Consider the following 23392-nt stretch of genomic DNA (forward strand, 5'->3'; position numbering starts at 1 on the left):
AGAAGGCCGGTCCCGTCCGGGGCCGGCACTTGCCGTTAGACGGGCGTGAGGCTAGCTGCCCATGTCCATCATCTTACCGCCCATGTTGTCGCAGGCTTTCTTGGGGGTGGCGACGAAGCCCATGCCCTTGCACTTGCCGTGACCGGCACAGGCATTCTCGGCTGTCTTGCAGTCGTTGTGACCCTTGCAGGCATTGATGCCGTAGCAGTGCACCAGTTCGCTGTTGGCTATCTGGCCAACCCAGTCGTCTGCGACCTTGCCGCCGACCATGTCACAGCTCTTGGCCGTGGTGGCGACGAAGCCAGTGCCCTTGCATTTGCCATGACCGGCGCAGGCGTTTTCGGCTGTCTTGCAATCGTTATGACCCTTACAGGCGTTGACGCCATAACAATGTACTAAATCTGCACTGTCGCTGGTCATGGGCATGGGCTCCGCCGCGCCGGCATATCCCGCCATGCTCGCCATGGCCATGGCCAATGCTGCGCCGGATAATGCGCTCTGAGTTTTCTTGTTCATTGTTTCTTCCTTACTGTTATTGCATTCAGTTGTTGATGCAAGCATAAGATTAGTAGCATTTTTCCAGCCAGGCATAATTTTGGTTTGGGCAGCCACCAATCCGATCCGAGCCCCATACTCAATGCATGGGTGTTCTAACAGACCCTGCGAATGGCCCGGGTATTTCAGCCCTATGGCGTTATTTGCAGCATAGGTTCCCTTGAGCCAGGCCTGCGGCTTTGACAGCGGGCGCGTAAGAGGTATGATCCGCGCCTGTGGATAGTGGACCAGACTTGCGCCATTATCGTTCGCCGCACCTCTCATAAGGCAGACTCATGGCTATCAGAATTAAACTTAGACCCGGACGCGAGAAGTCCCTCGACCGTCGTCACCCCTGGGTATTTTCCAGTGGCATACATAACATCAAGGGCAAACCTCAGGCGGGCGAAACCGTCGACGTGGTCGCCCATGACGGCCGTTGGCTTGGCCGCGGCGCCTGGTCGCCGGAGTCGCAAATTCAGGTGCGGGTGTGGACCTTCGACAAGGAAGAGCAGATAGATGCCGAGTTCTTCGCCCGGCGTCTGCAACGGGCCCAGGCCGGCCGTGAAGATCTGATCCGCGAGCAGGGACTGACCGGCTATCGCCTGGTGGCGGCCGAATCCGACGGCCTGCCGGGCGTCACCATAGACAAATACGCCAAGGTGTTGGTGTGTCAGCTGCTGAGCACAGGCGCAGATTACTGGCGCGACACCCTGGTGGCCCAGCTGGCGCTGCAGTTCCCCGATTGCGCCATCTATGAGCGCTCGGACGTGGACGCGCGCAAGAAGGAAGGCCTGGCGCCTGTCACGGGGTTGCTGCATGGCGAGCTGCCCGAGATGCCGCTCATCATAGAAGAGAACGGCATCAAGATAGCCGTCGATGTCACCAAGGGCCATAAGACGGGCTTCTATCTGGATCAACGCGATAACCGCGCCATCGCCGGCCGCTTCGCCAAGGGCAAGTCTGTGCTCAACTGCTTCTGCTACACAGGCACCTTCGGTCTGTATGCCGCCAAGGCCGGCGCCAAGTCGATCGAAAACGTCGATGTTTCCAGCCTGGCGCTGGACACGGCGCGGCTCAACATGGCGATCAACGAGCTGGACGACAGCCATGTGGAGTACAAGGAGGCGGACGTCTTCAAGCTGCTGCGCCAATACCGCGACGAGGGCAAGCGCTTCGATGTGATAGTGCTGGATCCGCCCAAGTTTGCCGACAACAAGGCCCAACTCAACGGCGCCTGCCGTGGCTACAAGGACATCAATATGATCGCCCTGCAGCTGCTCAACCCGGGTGGCGTGCTGCTGACCTTCTCCTGCTCGGGGCTGATGGCGGCAGACTTATTCCAGAAGATAGTCGCCGATGCGGCGCTGGATGCCAAACGCGACATCCAGTTCATCGAGCGTTTGAGCCAGGCGAGCGATCACCCGATCGGCAGCGCCTTCCCCGAGGGCTTCTACCTCAAGGGGCTGGTGGCCCGCGTCTGGTAAGCCGCCCGATAACGGCATGTGGCAGGCTGCGCCCCTATGGGCACAAGCGAAAAAAAACGGGCGCCTGGGTGCCCGTTTTTTTAAAAGCCATTCGGCCTGCTAGAAGGCGCCGGCGGCACCGGGGAAGACCACGGGGCTCTCGTTGCCGTTGGCGGCGACGCTGGCGACGCCGAACAGATAGTTGTCTATCACCAGATTCTTGAGGGTGAAATTGTCCACCTTGCCGACATAGCGGCTGTGGCTCCATTCGGGCTCAGTGGTCAGGCGCCAGTAGACACGATAGCCGGCCAGGTTCCCCGCATCCGCCAGTTGCCAGCTCAGCCGGGTATCGGCCGAGACTTCACCCTGTATCTTGACCGCTTCCGGCGGCGCCGGCGCCCAGGCCATGGACGCCAGGCTGACGGCATTGAGCGCGGTCAGCTTGGCGTTGAAGTCGAAATCCACCCCAGCCAGCACATCACCGTAGGCTATGCCGTTCTCGACCCGAATGTCCTGGTGCTGGCGGTTGTAGTTCTCGTTGGTCTCCATGATGCGCACCGCCGCCAGCCCGGCCTTGTTGAAGGGCAGGTGATGGCCGCCGCGGCCGAACCTGTCGAGGCGATACACCAGCATCACATCCAGGTTGCTGAGGTATTGATCCGCCAGGCTCTTGATCTTGCGCGCCAGGTTGCGTGAGGCCGAGTCGTTCTCGCCGCCGCTGAAATAACGCTCCCTGGCCTCCTCCGGCGTCTCGGCGATGCGCACCCCTTCGGAGAATACCCGCACGCTGTGGTTGTCCTTGACGCCATTGATGCCTTCGATATTGCCTATCATGTCGTTGTTGAGTACGGCTTTGATCCGCCAGTCATGCTCCCTGGCATACTTGGCCAGGGTGGCACCGCCGTACAGGCCCTGCTCCTCGCCGGAGAGCACGGCATAGACGATAGTGCCGTCGAACTGGTATTGGGACAGCAGCCGCGCCGCCTCCAGCGTGCCGGCGACCCCTGAGGCGTTGTCGTTGGCGCCCGGGGCGTCCGAGTCGGCGTCGAGCACATCCGAGACCCGCGAGTCGAGATCGCCGCTCATCAGCACCACCCGCCTGGGATCGTGCTTGCCCCTCTGGATGGCGATCACATTGACCACTTCCGTGGGCTTGGGAATGCGCTTGCCCGAGACTGTCTCGCCGACCCTGACTATCTCCAGGCAGTTGCCGCACTGACTGGAGATACGCTCGAACTCGGCCTGCACCCAGCGGCGGGCGGCGCCTATGCCGCGGCTGCCGGACTGGTTTTCCGACAGGGTATGACGGGTGCCGAAGCCCACCAGCGTCTCTATGTCGGCGCGGATCCGTGCCGCGCTGGCGCCCTCGGCTATGTCATACAGGCGTAGATCTTCGCCGGCGGGAACGCCCGGGGCGGCGGCTTGGGCCTGAGGCACAGTGGCGAGCCAAAGGGGGGCGACAAAGGCGGCGCCGAGCAGCAGTGGCTTGAGGCGGTGGCGGGACTGTGATGGCATATTGACCTCTTGTTAGGTTTCTGGGGATCTGGGTGCATGGACGGGACGCGGTGCGCTAACGACTCTAACAAAGAAGCCGCCATCTGGGGGAGGCGGCTGTGGGGTTCAATTGTTAGGAGATATTGCAGGCGACCGTCGCCGCTGCAGTCGGCTCAGCGCTTGACTTGCCAATGCCAGCTCGGGGTGCTGAGCAGATCTTGCCCGAGGATTTGGGTCTCGCCCAGGCGCTTGTCCAGCGCCAGACAGTTGCAATGCTCGAACTGGGCCAAGGCGTTGATCAGGCGATTGGCATGGGAGACCACCCACAGCTGGCTCCTGTCCGAGGCCAGGGCGATGAGCCGTGCCAGCGCCGGCAGCAGATCCGGATGCAGGCTGGTCTCCGGCTCGTTGAGCACCATCAGCTCGGGCGGCCTGGGGGTCAGCAGGGCGGCGATCAGCAGCAGGTATCTGAGGGTGCCATCGGACAGCTCGCCGGTATTGAGCGGCCGCAGCAGCCCCTGCTGATAGAAATGCAGCTGCAACATGCCATTGGCCTCCGGGACTATGGCTATGCTGGCGCCGGGAAAAGCATCGGCGACCGCATGATCCAGGGCCTCCCTGTCACCTATCTCGAAGATGGTCTGGATGGCCGAGACCAGATCGCGGCCGTCATGGTGCAACACCTGGGTGTGGGTGCCCAGTTGCAGGCGTCTGGCGGGGGCGTCGCCGTCGGTACGGAAATGATCGTAGAAACGCCAGGCGCGTATGCTCTCCCTGAGCCTGAGCACTTCCGGGGTACGCTCGGGATCGGCCAACTCGGAGAAGATGCTGTCGCCGTGTTGCATCTGCATGTCCAGCGCCAGCCAGCCGCGACCGTCGGCGCTGCGGGCCTTGACCAGGGCACCGCGGCGCTCGAGCAGCAGGCTAGAGGGGCGATAGCGGGGGCCGCACCAGATGGCCTCGCGCTTCACCTGGGGATCCAGGCCGAACAGGCTGGTGGAGTCGGGTTTGGGCAGCCCAAGTTCTATCAGGTAGCCGAAGTCGTCGCCGGCGAAGCCCAGCTTGAGGCGTTTGGGCGCCTGACGCACTGTATCTTCTATCGGCATCTCGCCCGTCAGCATGCTCCTGCTGAGCCGCTCTGGACCGGCCCAGAAGCTGGATCCCAGGCCACCATCCTGGGCGAGGGCGGCCACCACGCCGCCACTGGCCGTGTGCGCCAGCAGCCTCAATGCCTTGTAGAGATTGGACTTGCCACTGCCGTTGGCCCCTGTGACCAGGTTGAGGCGCCCCAGCGGCAGGACGACATCGCGCAGCGAGCGATAATTATAGATGGCGAGTGTGGTGAGCATGGGATCCCTATCCTGGCTGAGGCCGCAGCCGGCTATGATAGCGCCGCTGGCCCCTGGCGCCAAGGCGAGGCCGAGGTTAAACCAATACCTGCTGCAGCACCCGCTGCCAGTTGCCGCCCATGAATCTGTCCCTGTCGGTGGCCTTGAACCTGGCCTTGGCCAGGGCATGATCTATGCGACTCATGCGCTCTATGTGGTTCAGCTCGGGGATCACCACATGTTGGGGTTCGCGTTCGAAGCCGAGCACATGCTTGGCGGCCAGGCTATGCCACCACTCAAGGTATTCCTTGACGCCCTCGGCGTTGTCGTTGTTCAGCTTCAGCAGGTTTTCCTGGCCCCGCAGCGGGAAGTCGTTGGCTATGGCTGCTGCCTCGACGCCGCCGACATTGGCGACATGCTCCAGCTGGCGGATATAGTCGTCCAGCGTCGGTGGGTTCCTGTAGGTGAGCCAGAAGCTCATCATGAACACCCCGAACACCCCGCCGCTGTCGCCTATGGCACGGATCACCTCATCGGGCGAGCAGCGGGCATGCTTGACCAGGGCACGGGCGGCGCCGTGGCTCTGGATGATGGGCGCGCTGGAAGCCTTAACGGCATCGAGCGCCGTCTGTGGGCTGGAGTGGCTGACATCCACCAGCATGTTGGCCTCATTGAGGCGGGAAATCAGCTCACGGCCCCTGGCGGTCAGCGGCTTGTTGAGGCCGCCGTTGGCGTCGAAGTCCAGGGCGCCGCCGGCGTACTCGTTGCCGTAATGATGGGTCAGCTGCAGCACCCTCAGCCCCTGGCGGTGAAACTCCTCTATCAGGTTCAGATCGCCCTCGACACAGTCGGCCCCCTGGATCTGGAAGAACACAGAGGTGCGTTGTGAGTCGAGGGCGGCGTCGATGTCTGTGCCTTTCTCGCCCAGCAGCAGTATCTGCGGATTATCCGCCACCCTCTGCCTGGCCTGCTTGATGCTGGCCATGCAGGCCTTGAAGGTGCGTTTGTAGTTGATGGTGCCGTCGAGCTGTTTGATGGCCTCTATGTCGGAGACGTCGCAGATGAAGGCGTCGAGGCCGGAGGCTTTGACATCCGCAAGATCGCTCGGCAGGAAGCTCAGGCCGTCGATATAGGGATGCCTGCGGGCGGCGCCCAGGACGGGGAAGGCCGGCAGTTGGCTCAGCAGCGTGGCTGCCCCCAGGCCCTTGAGTAGCTGTCGACGATGAAGATCGCATGCCTTGATCATTTTGTATCCCTGTTGGATGAGTCGGGCCGCGGCAGTCTTATGCCTGCCCGGCCGGGAACTGTTGCCTTTATACCCTATTTCACCTGCTAGGGTGTTGGATAGTTACGCTAATTGCATGGCCAAGTTATTCAGTGCCATCAATGGCTTTCGCCGCACTGGCCGCCGGCTGCCCTCTTCCCCGGCTAGATGGTGCTCAACAGCAGGCTGGTTTCGCTGTTCAATACCCCTTCGATCGTCCTCACCTGCCGCAACACCCGGTCGAACTCGTTCAGGCTGGCAGTCTGTATCTCGGCCACGAGATCCCAGGCGCCGTTGGTGGTATGCAGCTTGTGTAATTCGGGAATACCGCGCAACTGGTTGATGACCTGCGAGGTCGACCTGCCTATGACCTCTATGAGCATGATGGCCCGGATGATGCTCTCATCTATGTCCTCCCTGGCACGTATGGTGAAACCCAGGATGGCGCCGGAACTGATCAAACGATCCAGGCGATTTTGCACTGTGCCACGGGATACCTTGAGGATCTCGGCCAGTTTGGCAATGGGTGCCCTGCCATCTTTACGCAGTATAGCAATGAGTTCCCGATCCAATGAGTCGTAGATGTGGAGCGGGGATTGTTTGTCCTTCAAGGGCGACTCCTGGCAGATTGCATTATGCTGGTTATCATATTGCCAAAAACTTGCTCAAATATTGTTATATTTTTGTATTTTTAATGAAAATACTTTTTCCTATAATGATGGCACTGGAGGAGTGGCCGACCCGCGGCGCTCACAGACAAGGTCGGTAACCGGCGGTGGCAAGCATGCAGAAAAATATAGCACAAGGTAATCTCATTCCCTTTGTCAGCGTCCAACAGATGGTCGCGCTGATCGACAGCCTGGGGGTCGAAGCCTTCATGACGGAGCTTGCCGGCTACATCGAAGAGGACTTCAAACAGTGGTCCCTGTTCGATAAGTCGCCCCGTTTTGCCTCCCACTCAGAGGTCGGTGTCATAGAGCTGATGCCCACCAGCAACGGCAAGGCCTTCAGCTTCAAATACGTCAACGGCCATCCCGGGAATACCCGCCATGGTCTGCAGACGGTCACGGCCTTCGGTGTCCTGGCCGATGTGGACACGGGTTATCCCGTGCTGCTGTCCGAAATGACGCTGTTGACCGCACTGCGCACCGCCGCCACCTCGGCGCTGATGGCGAAATACCTGGCGCCCGAAGGGGCCGACACCATGGCGATGATAGGCAATGGTTCACAGTCGGAATTTCAGGCCTTGGCCTTCAAGGCCATGTTGGGCATAAGGAGTCTGAGGCTCTACGACATAGAGCCGGCGGCCTCGCGCAAGCTGCAGCGCAACCTGCAGGACAGGGGATTTGACATAGTGGTGTGTGATTCGGCACAGGCAGCCGTCGAGGGTGCGCGGATCATCACCACCTGCACGGCCGACAAGCGCAACGCCACCATATTGACGGAGCAGATGGTCGGCAGCGGGGTATACATCAACGCCATAGGCGGCGATTGCCCAGGGAAAACGGAACTGGATCCCCTGCTGCTCCACCGTGCCAGGGTGTTCGTCGAGTATGAGCCGCAAACCCGCATCGAAGGGGAGATCCAGCAGTTGGCAGCGGATTTTCCCGTGACCGAAATGTGGCGGGTCATCAGCGGTCAGGCCGACGGCCGCAGGGCCCAAGACGAATTGCTGGTGTTCGACGGCGTGGGCTTCGCGGTGGAAGATTTTTCCGCGCTGCGCTATGTGTATGAAAAACTGAGTGACAATCAGGGCTACGACAAGCTGGATATGATCGCCGATCCGGACGATCCGCGGGATCTGTTCGGCATGTATCTGCGGCTGGCGCCCTCACGCAAGGGAGAGGCGGCCTGAATGGCACGCAGCGCGCAAGCCCCTGGGGTGGTGGTGATGATCCGGCCTCACCACTTCAGCCCTAATCCGCAGACGGCGCCCGACAATGCCTTCCAGCAGACGGCCGCCGCATCCTGTCCAAGTGCCATGGCAAGCCGCGCCTATGACGAGGTGACCCGCGCCGCGACGACGTTGCGCGAGCATGGCATAGACGTGCGGATTTTCGAGGACGAAGGCCGCCGGACACCTGACTCTGTTTTTCCCAACAACTGGTTCTCGACCCATTCCGGGGGGCGGATAGCCATCTATCCCATGTACCCGCACAATCGCCGCCATGAGCGGCGTGCCGACATCATCGCGATGCTGAAAGGCGAATTTCGGGTACGTGAGCTGGTGGATTACTCGGGCCTGGAACAGGATGGGATCTTCCTCGAAGGCACGGGCGCCATGGTGCTGGACCATGTAGAGAGGGTGGCCTATGCGGTGCAGTCGAATCGCACCCACCCGTTGGCGCTCGAGCGCTTCTGCAGCCACTTCAATTATGAACCTATGCTGTTCCAGGCAATGGATGCCGGTGGCAAGGCCGTGTATCACACCAATGTCCTCATGTGCATTGCCAGCGAATTTGTCATGATAGGCCTGGAGCTTATCAGGGATCCCTGCCAGCGGGCGGCAGTGCGCCGGCGGATAGAGGCATCGGGGCGGCTGCTGATTGAACTCAGCGCCACCCAGATAGCCAACTTTGCCGCCAATGCGATCGAACTGCAGGCCAGGGAGGGAGCCGTGCTGGCGCTCTCGGTTCGCGCCCTGGCGTCGCTCACGCCCGAACAGCTGGGGCTGCTCGAGCGCAGCGTGACACCGCTGCCCCTGGATGTCGCTACCATAGAGCTGGCCGGTGGCTCGGTGCGCTGCATGCTGGCGGGCATACACCTGTCGCCCAGGTAGGCTATTTTTGCGCCGGCAGGGAGAATAGGGTTAAGCTCCCTTTCCCATCATTGAAAAAGGACTGTGCATCATGTTGAGCCTAATAGATCCCATCAATAATCTGCTGTGGGGGGAAGGACAGGTCCTCATCTATCTCCTGGTTGCCGCCGGTATCTGGTTCACAGTCAGGTTGAGGTTCGTGCAGTTGCGGCACTTCTTGCACATGTTCAGTGTGATGAAGAACAGCACCAGGGACGACGCATCCGGGATCAGTTCTTTCGAAGCCCTCTGCACCGGCCTGTCGGCGCGCGTGGGCACGGGCAACCTTGCCGGGGTAGCGGTGGCCATCTCCCTCGGCGGCCCGGGTGCCGTGTTCTGGATGTGGGTGATAGCCCTGTTGGGCATGGCGACCGGATTTGCCGAGAGCGTGCTCGGGCAGCTGTACAAGATCCGCGACAGCAAGCAGGAGTTTCGCGGCGGGCCTGCCTATTACATCCAGATGGGATTGAACAAACGCTGGCTGTCGATTAGCTTCGCCGTCTGCCTGTTCCTGGGGTACGGTTTCAGCTTCAGTGCCATGCAGGCCAACACCATCACAGATGCGCTCAATTACAGCTACGGCATTCCCCGTCTCTGGGCCGGCCTGGCCATCGCCGTGGTGGCCGGCTTCATAGTCACGGGCGGTTTGCGCCGCGTCGCCCACTTCGCCGAGATAGTGGTTCCCTTCATGGGCGTCGGCTACATACTGGTGGCCCTGAGCATAACTGTGATGAACATCTCCCTGGTCCCGGACGTGTTTTGCAACATCTTCAGTTCCGCCTTCGGTCTGCAGGAAGCCGGCGCCGGCGCCATGGGCGCCGCCATTAAAAATGGCGTGCAGCGTGGCCTCTATTCCAACGAAGCCGGTGCCGGCAGCGTGCCTCACGCGGCGGCGGGGGCCTCGCCTTACCCCAATCACCCTGTCACCCAGGGATTCGTGCAAATGCTGGGGGTGTTTTTCGATACCCTGGTGCTCTGCACTTGTACCGCCGTCATGGTGTTGCTGGCGGGGGGAAGCTACAGCGGTGAAATGGAAGGCATTCGCATGATCCAGGATGCCATGACTGTGCATATGGGGGGGGCGGGCACCCACTTCGTGTCCCTGGCCATTACCCTGTTCGCCTTCTCATCCGTGGTCGCCAATTATGCCTATGCGGAGAGCAACCTGCATCTGTTCAAGCTGGACAACAGGAAGGGCCGCATCGGCTATACGGCGCTGTATCTGGGCATGGTGGTGTGGGGTTCCAATGCGTCGCTCAAGCAGGTGTGGGCCCTGGCGGACATGTCGCTGGGGCTGATGACCGTGGTCAATATCATCGCCATCACCCTGCTGACGCCCACCATCATAGCCCTGTCCAATCATTACTTCAGCAAGAAGCGCGCCGGGGTGTTGCCGGAATACCGGGCGGGTGAGATCCCTATCCAGGGCAAGAGTGAAACCGGGATCTGGTAGGCATGGGCTCAGTCCCCGGCGGCCTCAGCGGCAGCACAGGCCTTGATGGCCCTGGCCAGGGCATAGAGGCCGTTGGTGCGTGACGGGCTCAGTTGGCCACCGAGCCCCAGGGTGTTGAAGTAGGCGTCGGCATCGAAGGCGGCGATTTCCGCCGTGCTCAGCCCCTGGTTCGCCGCCAACAACAGGCCTATCAGCCCCTTGACTATCCTGGCATCGCTGTCGGCGAGAAAGTAGTGTTTGCCCGCCAGCTGCCTGTGATACAGCCAGGCGTTGCTCTCGCAGCCCCTGACCTGGGCGGCCTCGACCCTGAACTCGTTGGCGAGCACGGGGAAGCGTTTACCCAGCAGCATCAGCTGGCGGTACTTTTCCTGCCAGTCGGGCGCCTGGGCAAACAGCGCCAGGATCTCGGCCTTGGAAGCCAGTGGTGCCAGGAAAGTCGCATCGGGCGGCGGAGTCGAACTCATAACTATTCCTCATAAAATACGGCCGGCTAGAGCAGCAGGTCTTTGACCTGCTTCAGTGCCTGGATGAAACGCGCTATATCAGCCTCGTTGCTGTAGATCCCCAGTGACGCCCGGCAGCAGCCCTTCAGCCCCAGACTCTGCATCAGCGGCATGGCGCAGTGATGGCCGCAGCGCACCGCCACCCCCTGTTGATCCAGCAGTATGCCCACATCCTGGTGGTGCTCGTCGGCGAGGTTGAAGGCCACGGCCCCCAGGTTGTCGGCATGGGCGCCATAGAGATGCACGCCTTCTATGCTGCTCAGTTGCTGCTGCAGATGCTGCAGCAGGGCTTGTTCCTGTGCCTGGAGTTCGGCCCTGGGCAGCGAATTCAAGAAATCGATGGCCGCCCCCAGGCCTATGACCTCGGCGATCGGCGGCGTGCCTGCTTCCAATCTATTGGGCAGGGCGCCAAATTCCGTGGCCTCGAAGCTGACTGTCTTGATCATCTCACCGCCGGTGAGCAGCGGCGTCAGGCTGTCGAGCACCTCATACCTGCCATAGAGGACGCCGACCCCGGTCGGGCCATACATCTTGTGGCCGGAGAAGGCATAGAAGTCGCAATCCAGCTGGGTCACATCCACAGGCATATGGGCCACCGCCTGGGCGCCATCCACCAGAGTCAGTGCGCCAGCGGCCTTGGCGCGCTTGATGAGAGATTGCAGCGGGTTGACTATGCCAAGGGCATTGGATACATGACCCAAGGCGACTATCTTCGGCTTGAGCGCCAGCAGGGCATCGAAGGCGGCTTCGTCCAGACGACAATCCTGGGTCAGCGGAATGGGTTTTATCCGGGCGCCGCAGCGCTCGGCCAGCATCTGCCAGGGCACTATGTTGGCGTGGTGGGCGGCGCCGTCCAGCAGTATGAGATCGCCTGGCTGCAATTGGTTGCTCAGGCCGTTGGCCACCAGGTTGATGGCTTCCGTGGTGCCATGGGTGAAGATGATCTCCTCACGCCTGTTTGCCTTGATGAACCGCTGCAGCTTATCGCGCACCGCCTCGTAGCCCTGGGTGGCGCGGGCCGACAGGCTGTGGGCGGCCCTATGTACATTGGCATTATCCTGTTGATAATAGGCCGTCATGGCATCCAGTACGCACTGGGGTTTCTGGCTGGTGGCGGCGGTATCCAGATAACACAGGGGGTGATCCGCCAGTGTTTGCTCTAGAATGGGAAATTGTGCGCGCAGCTGTGCATGTGTCATCGAATGTGTCTAACCCAAGGTCTGTAAACAGGCCGAAAAATAAAGAGGCGCTGAGATCTTCAGTGATCTTAGCGCCTATTGCAAGCCGGTGTTTGGCCGCGTCGGCCCGATTGCCTAGGGGCAGGGCAGGCGGAATTGCTCCGACAGGGCGTTCAGCCTGAGCAAGAGCTCGGCCGACAGGCTCACCCCGGCGCTGGCGATATTCTCCTTGAGCTGGGGCAGGCTGGTGGCGCCTATGATGTTGGCCCCGACGAAGGGCCGGGAGTTGACGAAGGCCAATGCCATCTGCGCCGGACTGAGGTTAAACTCCCGCGCCAGTTCGACATAGGCCCGGGTCGCATCCAGTGCCTGTTGTGAGCCCGTGTAGCGGGCGAAGCGCTTGTATAGGGTCAGGCGCGCGGCTGCGGGCCATTGGCCGTCGAGGTATTTGCCGCTGAGGGCGCCGAAGGCCAGCGGCGAGTAGGCCAGCAGCGGCAACTCTTCCCTGTGGCTGATCTCGCTCATGCCCACCTCGAAGCTGCGATTGAGCAGATTGTAGGGGTTCTGCACACTGACTATGCGGGGCAGATCGTGTTTCTCCGCCAGTTGCAGATACTTCATCAATCCCCATGGGGTCTCGTTGGAGACCCCTATGTAGCGCACCTTGCCCTGGCGTATGATCTCCGCCAGCGCCTCCAGGGTATCCAGGATAGGTGTCTGTTGTTCCTGCTCGGCCTGTTCATAAAACAGCTCGCCGAAGAAATTGGTATTCCTGTGGGGCCAGTGGATCTGGTACAGATCTATGGTGTCGACGCCCAGGCGCTCCAGCGAGGCATCGACGGCCTGATGGATATTGCGCCAGTCCAGCGCCATCTTGTCGCGTATGTAATCGCCCTTGCCACCCGGGGCGGCTATCTTGGTGGCGATCACCAGCTTATTGCGGTTGCCGCGGGCCTTGAGGTAATTGCCCAGAATGCGCTCTGTCTCGCCCTGGGTCTCGGGTTTGGGGGGCACAGGATACATCTCGGCGGTGTCGATGAAATTGATGCCTGCGCCTATGGCGTAATCCAACTGTTCGAATGCCTGTGCCTGGGTGTTCTGTTCTCCCCAGGTCATGGTACCCAGGCATAGCTTGCTGACGTCGAGACTCGAATGAGGTATGCGTCTGTATTCCATCTATTTCTCCTATGGAATTGTCCTAAAGCTGAGGCTAGCAAGCTTTTGGATGAAAGCAAAGATGAAAGCGCCCCTGACATTGGCGCCGCATCGCCCGGGGGGCAGGATTAGCCTGGCCCTTATTAGCCTGGTTCCTATTCGCCTGGTTCCTGGGAAGCGAATGTCAGCAGCATGGGCAGTTCGCAGGCGTCGTGGCCCGTAGCGCCGAGCGGCGCGTCCAGATGCTCGAAGCCGAGCGATTCGTACAGGGCTACGGCTTCCTTGAGGCAGGCGGTGGTTTCCAGATAACAGCTGTCATAGCCCTGGTCGCGGGCAAACGCCAGCGCCAGCAAGGCCAGTCGCCGGGACAGCCCCAGGCCCCTGATAGCAGGTAAAAAATACATCTTCTGCAGCTCACATACCCCGGCTTGTCCTGCCAGCGGCGCTATGCCGGCGCCGCCCAGCACCCGAGCTTCCCGGGTGATCACCCAGTAATTGGCGCCCGCTTGACAGTAAATCCGGCTCAGGCAATCCAGGGTAGGGTCGGCGACGCTGTAGCCCTTATCCGCCCCCAGGCCGTATTCGGCCGAGACCCGGCGAATGACTTCGGCTATGGCGGCATCATCGCCGGCTTGCAACTCGCGTATGACGACCTGAGCCGTGGCGGCTCCGGGTTTGTGGCCGGCATTGGCCCGACTCGCTGGCGTAGGCTTGGTTTCAGACATGGACTGCTCCTCGGGATTCATACTGCTTCAGGGCCTGGGGTCTAGGGCTTGGGGCTAGTACCATTGTGGGTTCAACATGGGGGCCAGCGCCAGGATGATCGCCTGGGTGTAGATGCTCTCCCGGGTCGCATGTCCCTGGGTGAGCAGGCCTATGGCCCCGCCTTGCTGCTTGATGTTGACCGTGTTGAAGAGCCTGTCCATCACATGGCCCAGTTCTTCGCCGGCCAGCAGCGCCTGATGCACCTTGGGCGGCAACGGCAGCAGGGCGCTGCGGCCTATGGAGAGCTGCTCCGCCCTGGCGATGGCGATGTAGGCGAAGGTCGCAGGACCATGGTCGAACGCATCGACCCCGCCTTCCATCGCCAGATAAAAGTCGGCCTGGACCGCCTGTTGGCAGAAGCGCACCCTGTTGATGGCGCCTTCACGGGTCTCGGTTTCCGTCATCGGCTGCTCGGCGACGCCCGAAGGGGCATGCATGCCCTGGCAGTCTATGTTGGCCTGGGGAAAGACCTGCGTCAGGGCGTTGCGGGCCGCGTTGACTTTTACCGGGTTGGTCGAGCCGACCCGCACCCGAATATTGGCTTGTTGCATGGCGTGTATCTTCTCTCGGTTTCTGGTTTCACTATGTCTTCTCGGCAGGCGCCGGAGTCCTGATCAGGCCGTTGGCTTTTCTTCATACATGAGGTAGTAGCTCTGTTCCATGCCGAGCGCCTGGTAGGTCTGCTGCGCCCTGGTGTTTTCCTGCTCCACATAGAGGCGGAAACTGGCGGCGCCGCCGTTGGCCTCGGCGAGTTCTTTGACGCGCTGATACAGGCGGCCGTAGATGCCCTGGCGGCGGTTCTCGGGACGGATATAGACGCTCTGGATCCAGTAATAATCCTTGGCGCGCCAGTCGCTCCACTCGAAAGTCACCAGCAATGAACCTGCTATCTCGCCCGCTATCTCGGCCACCAGATAGAACCCCTTCTCGGCTCGCTGCAACAGGGTAGTCACCCCCAGGGTGAGCGTGGCCTCGTCCAGCCGTAAACCTTCGGTTTCTGCGGCCATGGCCTGATTGAATGCCACCAATGCCGGGACATCGGCGAGTTCGGCTTTACGTATCTGCATCTGGGTTCCTTGTTTTCTTGTCTGGGCTGCGCTCTGGCTTCGGTGCTCTGGCTTTGCTGCTCTGGCTTTGCTGCTCTGGCTTGGCTGTTATGCTTCCGGGATACACCTCAGCCGCTATCGCATCGGCGCATGGGACTGCACCTTAGCATGGAACTGCACTTTAGCATGGGATTGCACCTTAGCATGGAACCGCACCTTAGCATGGAACCGCACTTTAGCATGGGACTCGCGGGGCGTAAATTTCCCCTGCAGCGCCCGGGCGGCATACGACCCGGTCCTGGCCTGCTAAACTTTACTCTGGTGCTGACGCTTGGATGCTGACGGCTTGGGTGTGTTATAGGGCGGGGTGATCATGGTACAGATAGTATGGCGCAGATAAGAGGCGCAGACGGGCCTGGCAGGCAACCCCCCGTCAGGGCCGAACCCGGTACCGCCGGGGTGCGGCATCCGCTGCATTTTTGCTTGACGCTGCTGACATTCGGTCTCTGGGGCATAGTCTGGTGGCGGCTCATTCTCAGGGACGAAGGCAAGGCGGCATCCTGGTTCGGCGGCTTCGACGACGCCTATTGGAGTTACCTTATCGAGCGGGAGCAACCGCCGGCGGCCCTGCATAGCCCCAGCATAGGTGCCAAGGCCAGTGGCCGGTTTTCTGCCTGAGCCGGGAATATCTGTCCTCAGCAAAGTACGCTCAGAAAAGAACGGCGCCGCAGTTGCGGCGCCGTTCGTCAGTTATTATCTTGTTCCTGTCTCAGCAGCAGCAAGGGCCTGCCCCCGGCATCCAGCAGGGCGAGTTTATCGCCCTTGAGCTCAGCGGCCGCGACTAACGCCATCGCCTGCATCAGGCTGGTTTCCTGGGCCATCAAGGCATCGACGCAGGCCTTCATGGTCGTGCCTGCGGGTGCGAGTGTGAGCCTTTCACCTTGCTGTTGGTATTGGCCAAAGAAATTGTTGCAGCTATTGTTGCCCGCCAAGCTGCCGTCGGCGGCGAAGCTGAGTTGCGCCGGGCTGTAGTCCAGGACGGCCTTGTCCAATATGCGTTCGACATGCCAATTGCCCATCAAGGCGAGATCCTCGACGTCAGGATTTGGGCGGGTTTGGCAGGCTGACAGACCTAAAAGAAGTGTGCCGAGAAAGAGTGTCTGTTTTATCATGATAGATCCTACTGTTTTTGCGGCCTATAGTGTACAAGCTTAACCCCGAATGAAAAGTGGTTTACTCTGGCTTTCGAGATAAAAACTGATGAAAATGCTGAAAATTGTACATTGGCTTGGATGCTTCATGCTCCTTTGTGGCTCGGCTGTATACCTATTGACCGATTGGTCGCTGGAATTGCAGGGCATGCTACTCATCGCCACCTCGATAGGCCTGGGATTGGTGTTCATGTCACCCTATCCTGTGGTGTTGGTTATCGAATGGATGAAGCGCCAGCAAGCGCTTAACTAGCCTGGGATGCGCCCGAGACCCGAGTGCATCCATCTGTGGTGTTCGGCCTTGCTTGGCTGTGGATGATTTTGACTATGGGTTATTTTAAATAAGTGGAACATAAAGGACTGAAGTCAGATGTGGGTTAAATCTGAAGTACTCGAAGGTGAATTTGTCGTATTGGAACCCCTGAGTGAGGCCCATGTGCCGGGGTTGGCACAAGCCGTGCGGGATGGGGAGTCCTGGAAGCTGTGGTTTGCCAATGTGCCCGCGCCCGAGGACATGGGCGCCTATGTCGCCGCCGCCATGGCGGCGGCCGCAGACGGCGATATTGCCTATGCCGTGCGGGCAAAAGCCACGGACAAGATTGTCGGCACCACGCGCTACTACCAGGTGGATGCCGGCAACAGGCGTGCCATGCTGGGTTATACCTGGTATGCAGATGCGGTGCGTCGTACCCCAATAAATACCGAGTGCAAATTGTTGCTGCTGAACAATTTGTTCGAGTCCTGTGACGCTATCGCCGTCGAATTCAGGACGCATTTCTTCAATCTGGCCTCCCGCGCCGCCATCGAACGTTTGGGTGCCAAGCAGGACGGCATCCTGCGCCATCATATGCTAATGAAAGACGGCTCCCTCAGGGACACAGTGATCTATTCCATCGTTGCCGGCGAGTGGCCGGCGGTAAAACGCAATTTACTCAGTAAATTGGGACGCAGTCAGTCGAGCTGAGCACCGGCCAAGGTTAACCCAGGCGGATAGGCTATCCTCAGAGGAGTGTCTTCTCGGATAAGTGAGTGTGCTCTCAGATGGGGCAGTCTATGCTGACGGTATTTCTGGTTAATGGCTTGATCATCGCCCTGGCCGTGCTCATTCACTATGAGTTCCTCTATCGCATGTCTGTGCTGATCCCCAGGATGAAGTTGAAACACAGATTCAGGATAGTCTGCGGCGTATTTGGCGCCATCATAGCCCACAGCCTGGAGATCTGGCTGTTTGCCCTGGGTTACTACCTGCTGCCACACTTTCGGGATTGGGGCCATCTGAGCGGTAACTTCAGTGGCTCTCTGCTCGATTGTGTTTACTTTTCCTATATCAGTTTCACCACTCTGGGGCTGGGTGACATAGTGCCCCATGGGCATATCAGGCATCTGGTTGGCCTCGAAGCCCTGACCGGCCTGTTGCTGATCACCTGGACCGCCTCATTCCTGTATTACGAGATGCAGCGTTATTGGGATAATAGGTGAAGTGCCAGGCTGTCGTTTCGGCAACATGGCTGGTATCCTGCGGTTAAATTCAGTCCTAGAGGCAGCTTGTAACTATGTTCCACATCAGATTGGCCAGAGCGGAGGATGCCGATACCCTGGCCCGGCTGGAGCGCCAGTACCTCAAGGATGAGCTGACGGCAGGCAGTGGCGAGGGCTTTCAGGGCCAGGCCTTCTCCAGGGCCGAGCTTGGCGAGTTGATCCAAAATCACTGGCTGCTGGTGGCTGAGCTGGCCGGAGAGATAGTGGCCTATGTGATCGCCGGTCGCTGGCAGTTTTTCGAGACCTGGCCCATCTACCGGGCGCTGTTGCAGCGCTTGCCCAGGCTAACGGCCGATGATCCCGCACTCGGTGGCAAGCATGGCCTCAGCCGCAACAACACCTGCCAATATGGCCCTGTGTGGATTAAGAAAGAGTGCCGGGGCCAGGGGATCTTCGAGGCCCTGCTGGCGCGCTTGAGGCAAGAGGTGGCACCGAGTTTCCCCTATATGCTGACCTTCATCGCCGAAGATAATCAGCTGTCCTATGCGGCGCATGCGGGTAAGGGCAAGATGCGGGTGCTGGACTATTTCGGCTTCGCCGGCCGGGACTATTATCTGCTCCTGAGCGAGTCGAGCTGATCCCGGCGCGGGTGCCAAGAATAGACAGACATAAAAAAACCGCCCATCGGCGGTTTTTTTAGTATTACTGCGGACAGGCTCGACTACAGACCCGCGTCGGCGCGCAGGGCTTCGGCCTTATCCGTTTGTTCCCAAGGGAACTCGTTGCGGCCGAAGTGGCCGTAGGCGGCAGTCGCCTGGTAGATGGGACGGGCCAGGTTGAGCATTTCGGTCAGGCCGTAAGGGCGCAGATCGAAGTGCTGACGCACCAGCTGGATCAGCCGCTCTTCGGATATCTTGCTGGTACCGAAGGTTTCTATGCTGATGGAGGTTGGCTCGGCCACGCCTATGGCGTAAGACACCTGCAACTCACAACGGGCTGCCAGGCCGGCGGCGACCAGGTTCTTGGCCACATAACGGGCGGCGTAGGCGGCACTGCGGTCAACCTTGGAGGGATCTTTACCCGAGAAGGCGCCACCACCGTGACGGGCCATGCCGCCGTAGGTGTCGACTATGATCTTACGCCCGGTCAGGCCGCAATCGCCCATGGGGCCACCGATAACGAAACGCCCCGTCGGGTTGATGAAGAACTTGGTGTCCTTGTTCAACCATTGTGACGGCAGCACTGGCTTGATGATGGTTTCCATCACGCCTTCGATCAGCTCGCTCTGGCTGACGCTGTCGCAATGCTGGGTCGACAGCACTATGGCGTCTATGCCGGCAATCTGGCCATCTTCATAGGCGAAGGTGACCTGGCTCTTGGCATCCGGACGCAACCAGGACAGGGTGCCATCCTTGCGGACTTCAGACTGACGCTTCACCAGTGCATGGGCATAGGTAATAGGTGCAGGCATTAAAATATCGGTTTCGTTACTGGCGTAACCAAACATCAGCCCCTGATCGCCGGCGCCTTGCTCACGGGGATCGGCCCTGTCTACACCCTGGTTGATATCGGGCGATTGCTTGCCTATGGCGTTCAATACCGCACAGGAATCGGCATCGAAACCCATATCCGAGTGGGTGTAGCCTATGTCGCGTACCGTCTTGCGGGTCAGCTCTTCTATGTCGACCCAGGCAGAGGTGGTGACTTCACCACCGACCAATACCATGCCTGTCTTGACATAGGTTTCACAGGCGACGCGCGCCTTGGGATCTTGCGCCAGAATGGCGTCGAGCACAGCATCAGAGATCTGATCTGCAATTTTATCGGGATGACCTTCTGAGACCGACTCAGAGGTGAACAAGTGCTTTGCCATAATTAGGAAAATCTCGCCAGTAACAATTTAAACGTGTAGAAGCATCTACATCTAGACGGCCATTTTAGTGGAAATCGCCTGCCATGACACCCCCCAGAGCGAATATTTGTGCAATATCCCCCCAAGTTATGACTCGGGCAGGGGGGCTTTAACTGGAAAAATATGCTTTATACGGCTGAATTCTATTGTGTTTTTATCTTGCCTGCGCCGCGCCGTCGCCTAAGCCGCCCCAGGCAAAACCCGGGCAAAAGTAGCCCCCGAGTGGGCTGGTGCCGGCCTTGGCCTCTATGGCGGGCAGCAAGCCCGGCCCGCAGCCAGCCGAACCGCGTCGATGATTAACATTTACCCTTGATAATCAACACATTTAATTAACGTTGTTTTCCCTGTGCCCTCGGCCGTCTTGGGCATGGGCCGAGCTTCGGCCTTTGCCAGCCGGCGCCGAGAGAACCCGGGCGCGAATTTTAATTTGCGTCACGGGGCTGGGTAGGGGAAAATATGGCTCCAAATTGCCCGCTAGACCTCACACACAAGCAGGAGAGAGCATGTCTTCCCGTAAAGAACTCGCAAACGCTATCCGCGCCTTAAGTATGGACGCAGTTCAAAAAGCCAATTCCGGCCACCCAGGCGCCCCCATGGGTATGGCGGATATCGCTGAAGTGCTGTGGAATGATTTCCTCAAGCATAACCCGAACAATCCAAAATGGGCTGACAGGGACAGATTCATCCTCTCCAACGGTCATGGCTCCATGCTGATCTACTCTCTGCTGCATCTCTCCGGCTATGCGCTGCCGATAGAAGAACTGAAGCAATTCCGTCAGTTGCATTCCAAGACCCCGGGCCACCCTGAATACGGTTATACCCCAGGGGTAGAAACCACCACAGGCCCGCTGGGCGCCGGCATAAGCAATGCCGTGGGCATGGCGATCGCCGAACGCACCCTGGCGGCGCAGTTTAACCGCCCGGGTCACGACATAGTAGATCACTTCACCTATTGCTTCCTCGGCGACGGTTGCCTGATGGAAGGCATCTCTCACGAAGCCTGTTCACTGGCCGGTACCCTGGGCCTGGGCAAGCTTATCGCCTTCTGGGATGACAACGGCATTTCCATCGACGGCCACGTCGAAGGCTGGTTCACAGACGATACCCCCAAGCGCTTCGAAGCTTACGGCTGGCATGTGATCGCCGGCGTCGACGGCCACGACAGCGACGCCATTCGCGCCGCCATCGAAGCCGCCAAGGCGGTAACCGACAAGCCGACCATGATCTGTTGCAAGACCATCATAGGCTTCGGTTCGCCGAACAAATCCGGTAGCCACGATTGCCACGGCTCGCCACTGGGTGATGCCGAAATCGCCGCCGCCCGCGAATTCCTCGGCTGGCCATATGCGCCTTTTGAGATCCCTGCCGATGTCTACGCGGGTTGGGATGCCAAGGCCGCGGGTGATGCCCGTGAAGCCGCCTGGAACGACAAGCTGGCCGCCTACAAGGCCGCCTTCCCCGAATTGGCTGCCGAGTACGAGCGCCGGGTGTTGAAGGGCGAATTGCCTGCCGACTTCGATGCCAAGGCCCAGGCCTTCATCCAGGAATGCCAGGACAAGGCCGAAGGCATCGCCAGCCGTAAAGCCTCGCAAAATGCCATAGGTGCCTTCGGCGCCATGCTGCCAGAGCTGCTGGGCGGCTCGGCGGATCTGGCCGGCTCCAACCTGACCCTCTGGTCAGGTTCCAAGGGCATCCAGGACGATGCTGCCGGTAACTACATCTATTACGGTGTGCGTGAGTTCGGCATGAGCGGCATAATGAACGGTGCCTCGCTGCATGGTGGTTTCATCAACTATGGCGCGACCTTCATGATGTTCATGGAATACGCCCGCAATGCGGTACGTATGTCGGCTCTGATGGGCATACAGAACATCTTCGTCTATACCCATGACTCCATAGGCCAGGGTGAAGATGGCCCTACCCACCAACCCGTTGAGCAACTGGCTAACCTGCGTATGACGCCGAACATGGCGGTATGGCGCCCTTGCGATGCGGCCGAAACCGCCGTGGCCTGGAAAACCGCCATCGAACGTCGCAGCGCACCGACATCCTTGGTGTTCAGCCGTCAAAACCTCAAGGCTCAGGCACGCAGCGCCGAGCAGTTGGCCAACGTCGCCAAGGGCGGTTATGTGCTCAAAGATTGCGCCGGCACGCCGGATATTATCCTGATCGCCACCGGCTCTGAAGTACAGCTGGCGGTCGATGCCGCCGCTGCCCTGACGGAGCAAGGCAAACAGGTGCGCGTCGTGTCCATGCCGTCGACCACTGAGTTCGACAAGCAAGATGCGGCCTACAAGGAAGCCGTGTTGCCACGCGCCGTCGGTAAGCGTGTCGCCATCGAAGCGGCTCACAGTGACTTCTGGTGCAAGTATGTCGGTTTCGACGGTGCCGTGGTTGGCATGACTACCTTCGGCGAGTCCGCCCCGGGTGGCGTGCTGTTGCAGCACTTCGGCTTCACCGTGGAAAATGTGGTGAACACAGTTAACGCACTGAACTAATGAGTGCCGGGTGCAAAAGGTTAAACTTTTGTACCTTTAATCTGTATAATACGGCCTGCAATCAGTTGCAGGCCGTTTTTGTATCCGAAAAGCAATTTAAGAGGAAGCTGAGACCTCAATGATCCGTGTCGCAATCAATGGCTATGGCCGTATCGGTCGTTCAATTCTTCGTGCCTTATACGAGTCTGGCAAGCGTCAACAGATCCAGATAGTGGCCATCAACGAACTGGCCAAGCCCGAAGCCATAGCGCACCTGACCCAATACGACACCACCCACGGGCGTTTCCAAAGCCGGGTCAAGCTGGGTGACGGGCAGTTGCTGATAGGCGATGATGCCATCAAGCTGCTGCATGAGGCCGATCCCGCCAAGCTGCCCTGGGGTGAGCTGGACATAGACATAGTCTATGAAGCCACGGGGGCCATCATAGACAGGCAGAGCTGCGAGGCCCATGTGCGCGCAGGCGCCAGGCAAGTGCTGATTGCCCATCCATCGTCCAACGATGTCGACGCCACCATAGTCTATGGCGTCAACCATGACTTGTTGCGCCCTGAGCATACGGTCGTCTCCAATGCCTCCTGTACCACCAACTGTATCGTGCCGGTTATCGACGTGCTCGACCGGCATTTTGGTGTCAAGAGTGGTGCCATCACCACCATCCACTCGGCGATGAACGACCAGCAGGTGATAGACGCCTATCATGACGACTTGCGCCGTACCCGCGCCGCGGGTCAGTCCATCATACCTGTAGATACCAAGTTGGCCCGCGGCATAGAGCGCATATTGCCGCACATGAAAGACAAGTTCGAAGCCATCTCGGTACGGGTACCTACCATCAATGTGACCGCCATAGACCTGTCCGTGACCCTGGAGAAGCGGGTCGACATAGAGACGGTCAACAATGTGCTGGAGTTGGCGGCCAGTGGCAGTTTCAACGCCATTCTCGGCTATACCGATGAGCCTCTGGTGTCATGCGACTTCAACCATGATCCCAGATCCAGCATAGTCGATGGCACCCAGACCCGGGTCAGTGCCGGACATCTGGTGAAGTTATTGCTCTGGTGCGACAACGAGTGGGGTTTTGCCAACCGCATGCTGGACACCAGCCTGGCGATGATCCAGGCCAAGCTCTAGCGGCAAGCAGTAACGGCAATCCAAATGGGCCATGGGCAGTAAGCCAGAAATAGGCAGTAAGTCAGAAATAGACACCAGGATAAGCGTCGGTGGCCGGGCCTGAATGCCAGGCCGCCGACGAAAACAGAGATTCACACCGCCGCTTGAGCCGGCGCAAGAAAGTGAAACCAGTTTGTT

General features: G+C 59.7%; 23 protein-coding genes and 1 pseudogene. 11 read left to right on the plus strand and 13 right to left on the minus strand.

Annotated features, from left to right (window positions below):
* Positions 1–51: 51 nt before the first annotated feature.
* A complete protein-coding gene (bufA2, locus tag HC757_RS12475; RefSeq protein ID WP_169564700.1) occupies positions 52–516 on the minus strand; it encodes a BufA2 family periplasmic bufferin-type metallophore in 465 nt (154 codons plus the stop codon).
* 314 nt (positions 517–830) lie between these two features.
* Here bufA2 and HC757_RS12480 point away from each other — a divergent pair, with 314 nt between their 5' ends.
* Positions 831–2021 (plus strand): class I SAM-dependent rRNA methyltransferase, encoded by a 1191-nt coding sequence (locus HC757_RS12480; protein WP_169564701.1) that lies wholly within the window; start codon positions 831–833, stop codon positions 2019–2021.
* Between the two features lie 99 nt (positions 2022–2120).
* Here the strand turns inward: HC757_RS12480 and HC757_RS12485 are convergent, their stop codons facing one another.
* The 4 genes from HC757_RS12485 to HC757_RS12500 all read right to left on the minus strand — a co-directional run bounded on the left by HC757_RS12485 (position 2121) and on the right by HC757_RS12500 (position 6697).
* Positions 2121–3515, minus strand: coding sequence for a M28 family metallopeptidase (locus HC757_RS12485; protein WP_169564702.1), 1395 nt, complete (start codon positions 3513–3515; stop codon positions 2121–2123).
* Between the two features lie 152 nt (positions 3516–3667).
* Positions 3668–4843 (minus strand): AAA family ATPase, encoded by a 1176-nt coding sequence (locus tag HC757_RS12490; protein WP_169564703.1) that lies wholly within the window; start codon positions 4841–4843, stop codon positions 3668–3670.
* A gap of 76 nt (positions 4844–4919) precedes the next feature.
* Positions 4920–6068 carry a membrane dipeptidase gene (locus tag HC757_RS12495; RefSeq protein ID WP_169564704.1) on the minus strand — a complete coding sequence of 383 codons (1149 nt, stop codon included), beginning with the start codon at positions 6066–6068 and terminating at the stop codon, positions 4920–4922.
* Between the two features lie 182 nt (positions 6069–6250).
* Positions 6251–6697: an Lrp/AsnC family transcriptional regulator gene (locus HC757_RS12500; RefSeq protein WP_169564705.1), complete on the minus strand. Its 447-nt coding sequence runs from the start codon at positions 6695–6697 to the stop codon at positions 6251–6253.
* A 173-nt stretch (positions 6698–6870) separates the two neighbouring features.
* Here HC757_RS12500 and HC757_RS12505 point away from each other — a divergent pair, with 173 nt between their 5' ends.
* The 3 genes from HC757_RS12505 to HC757_RS12515 all read left to right on the plus strand — a co-directional run bounded on the left by HC757_RS12505 (position 6871) and on the right by HC757_RS12515 (position 10336).
* The gene (locus HC757_RS12505; RefSeq protein ID WP_169564706.1) at positions 6871–7941 is read left to right on the plus strand and encodes an ornithine cyclodeaminase; all 1071 of its coding nucleotides are present in this window, start codon (positions 6871–6873) and stop codon (positions 7939–7941) included.
* On the plus strand, positions 7942–8865 hold the full coding sequence (ctlX, locus tag HC757_RS12510) for a citrulline utilization hydrolase CtlX (protein WP_169564707.1): 924 nt from the start codon (positions 7942–7944) through the stop codon (positions 8863–8865).
* A 70-nt stretch (positions 8866–8935) separates the two neighbouring features.
* Positions 8936–10336, plus strand: a complete 1401-nt coding sequence (locus tag HC757_RS12515) for an alanine/glycine:cation symporter family protein (RefSeq protein WP_211164396.1) — start codon at positions 8936–8938, stop codon at positions 10334–10336.
* Between the two features lie 8 nt (positions 10337–10344).
* Here HC757_RS12515 and HC757_RS12520 read toward each other — a convergent pair whose 3' ends face one another.
* From HC757_RS12520 to HC757_RS12545, 6 genes and pseudogenes are all read right to left on the minus strand, one after another.
* Positions 10345–10800 carry a SufE family protein gene (locus HC757_RS12520; RefSeq protein ID WP_169564708.1) on the minus strand — a complete coding sequence of 152 codons (456 nt, stop codon included), beginning with the start codon at positions 10798–10800 and terminating at the stop codon, positions 10345–10347.
* 26 nt (positions 10801–10826) lie between these two features.
* Entirely contained in the window at positions 10827–12038 is a 1212-nt protein-coding gene (locus tag HC757_RS12525) for a cysteine desulfurase (RefSeq protein ID WP_169564709.1), read from the minus strand.
* A 114-nt stretch (positions 12039–12152) separates the two neighbouring features.
* Positions 12153–13193 carry an NADP(H)-dependent aldo-keto reductase gene (locus HC757_RS12530; protein ID WP_169564710.1) on the minus strand — a complete coding sequence of 347 codons (1041 nt, stop codon included), beginning with the start codon at positions 13191–13193 and terminating at the stop codon, positions 12153–12155.
* 134 nt (positions 13194–13327) lie between these two features.
* Positions 13328–13822, minus strand: a pseudogene (locus tag HC757_RS12535) (GNAT family N-acetyltransferase); the annotation flags it as partial.
* Positions 13823–13951: 129 nt separating this feature from the next.
* The gene (gene yjjX, locus HC757_RS12540; RefSeq protein ID WP_169564712.1) at positions 13952–14488 is read right to left on the minus strand and encodes an inosine/xanthosine triphosphatase; all 537 of its coding nucleotides are present in this window, start codon (positions 14486–14488) and stop codon (positions 13952–13954) included.
* Between the two features lie 63 nt (positions 14489–14551).
* Complete coding sequence (locus HC757_RS12545; RefSeq protein ID WP_169564713.1) at positions 14552–15004, minus strand: GNAT family N-acetyltransferase; 453 nt, start codon at positions 15002–15004, stop codon at positions 14552–14554.
* Positions 15005–15370: 366 nt separating this feature from the next.
* On the opposite strand from HC757_RS12545, the gene HC757_RS12550 reads away from it, so the two are divergent.
* Entirely contained in the window at positions 15371–15661 is a 291-nt protein-coding gene (locus HC757_RS12550; RefSeq protein WP_169564714.1) for a hypothetical protein, read from the plus strand.
* 68 nt (positions 15662–15729) lie between these two features.
* Here HC757_RS12550 and HC757_RS12555 read toward each other — a convergent pair whose 3' ends face one another.
* Complete coding sequence (locus tag HC757_RS12555; RefSeq protein ID WP_169564715.1) at positions 15730–16155, minus strand: META domain-containing protein; 426 nt, start codon at positions 16153–16155, stop codon at positions 15730–15732.
* Positions 16156–16243: 88 nt separating this feature from the next.
* Between HC757_RS12555 and HC757_RS12560 the strand changes: the two genes are divergently transcribed.
* From HC757_RS12560 to HC757_RS12575, 4 genes are all read left to right on the plus strand, one after another.
* The gene (locus tag HC757_RS12560; protein WP_169564716.1) at positions 16244–16447 is read left to right on the plus strand and encodes a hypothetical protein; all 204 of its coding nucleotides are present in this window, start codon (positions 16244–16246) and stop codon (positions 16445–16447) included.
* Between the two features lie 117 nt (positions 16448–16564).
* The gene (locus HC757_RS12565; RefSeq protein WP_169564717.1) at positions 16565–17158 is read left to right on the plus strand and encodes a GNAT family N-acetyltransferase; all 594 of its coding nucleotides are present in this window, start codon (positions 16565–16567) and stop codon (positions 17156–17158) included.
* An 89-nt stretch (positions 17159–17247) separates the two neighbouring features.
* A complete protein-coding gene (locus HC757_RS12570; RefSeq protein WP_169564718.1) occupies positions 17248–17673 on the plus strand; it encodes a potassium channel family protein in 426 nt (141 codons plus the stop codon).
* 74 nt (positions 17674–17747) lie between these two features.
* Positions 17748–18311: a GNAT family N-acetyltransferase gene (locus HC757_RS12575; protein WP_169564719.1), complete on the plus strand. Its 564-nt coding sequence runs from the start codon at positions 17748–17750 to the stop codon at positions 18309–18311.
* Between the two features lie 83 nt (positions 18312–18394).
* Here HC757_RS12575 and metK read toward each other — a convergent pair whose 3' ends face one another.
* On the minus strand, positions 18395–19546 hold the full coding sequence (metK, locus tag HC757_RS12580) for a methionine adenosyltransferase (protein WP_169564720.1): 1152 nt from the start codon (positions 19544–19546) through the stop codon (positions 18395–18397).
* Positions 19547–20088: 542 nt separating this feature from the next.
* Between metK and tkt the strand changes: the two genes are divergently transcribed.
* The gene (gene tkt / locus HC757_RS12585) at positions 20089–22083 is read left to right on the plus strand and encodes a transketolase (RefSeq protein ID WP_169564721.1); all 1995 of its coding nucleotides are present in this window, start codon (positions 20089–20091) and stop codon (positions 22081–22083) included.
* Positions 22084–22201: 118 nt separating this feature from the next.
* Positions 22202–23215 (plus strand): erythrose-4-phosphate dehydrogenase, encoded by a 1014-nt coding sequence (epd, locus tag HC757_RS12590; protein WP_169564722.1) that lies wholly within the window; start codon positions 22202–22204, stop codon positions 23213–23215.
* Positions 23216–23392 lie beyond the last annotated feature (177 nt).

Origin of the sequence: Shewanella salipaludis (genome assembly GCF_012911865.1) — a bacterium.
In the GTDB taxonomy this organism is placed as follows: Bacteria; Pseudomonadota; Gammaproteobacteria; order Enterobacterales; family Shewanellaceae; genus Shewanella; species Shewanella salipaludis.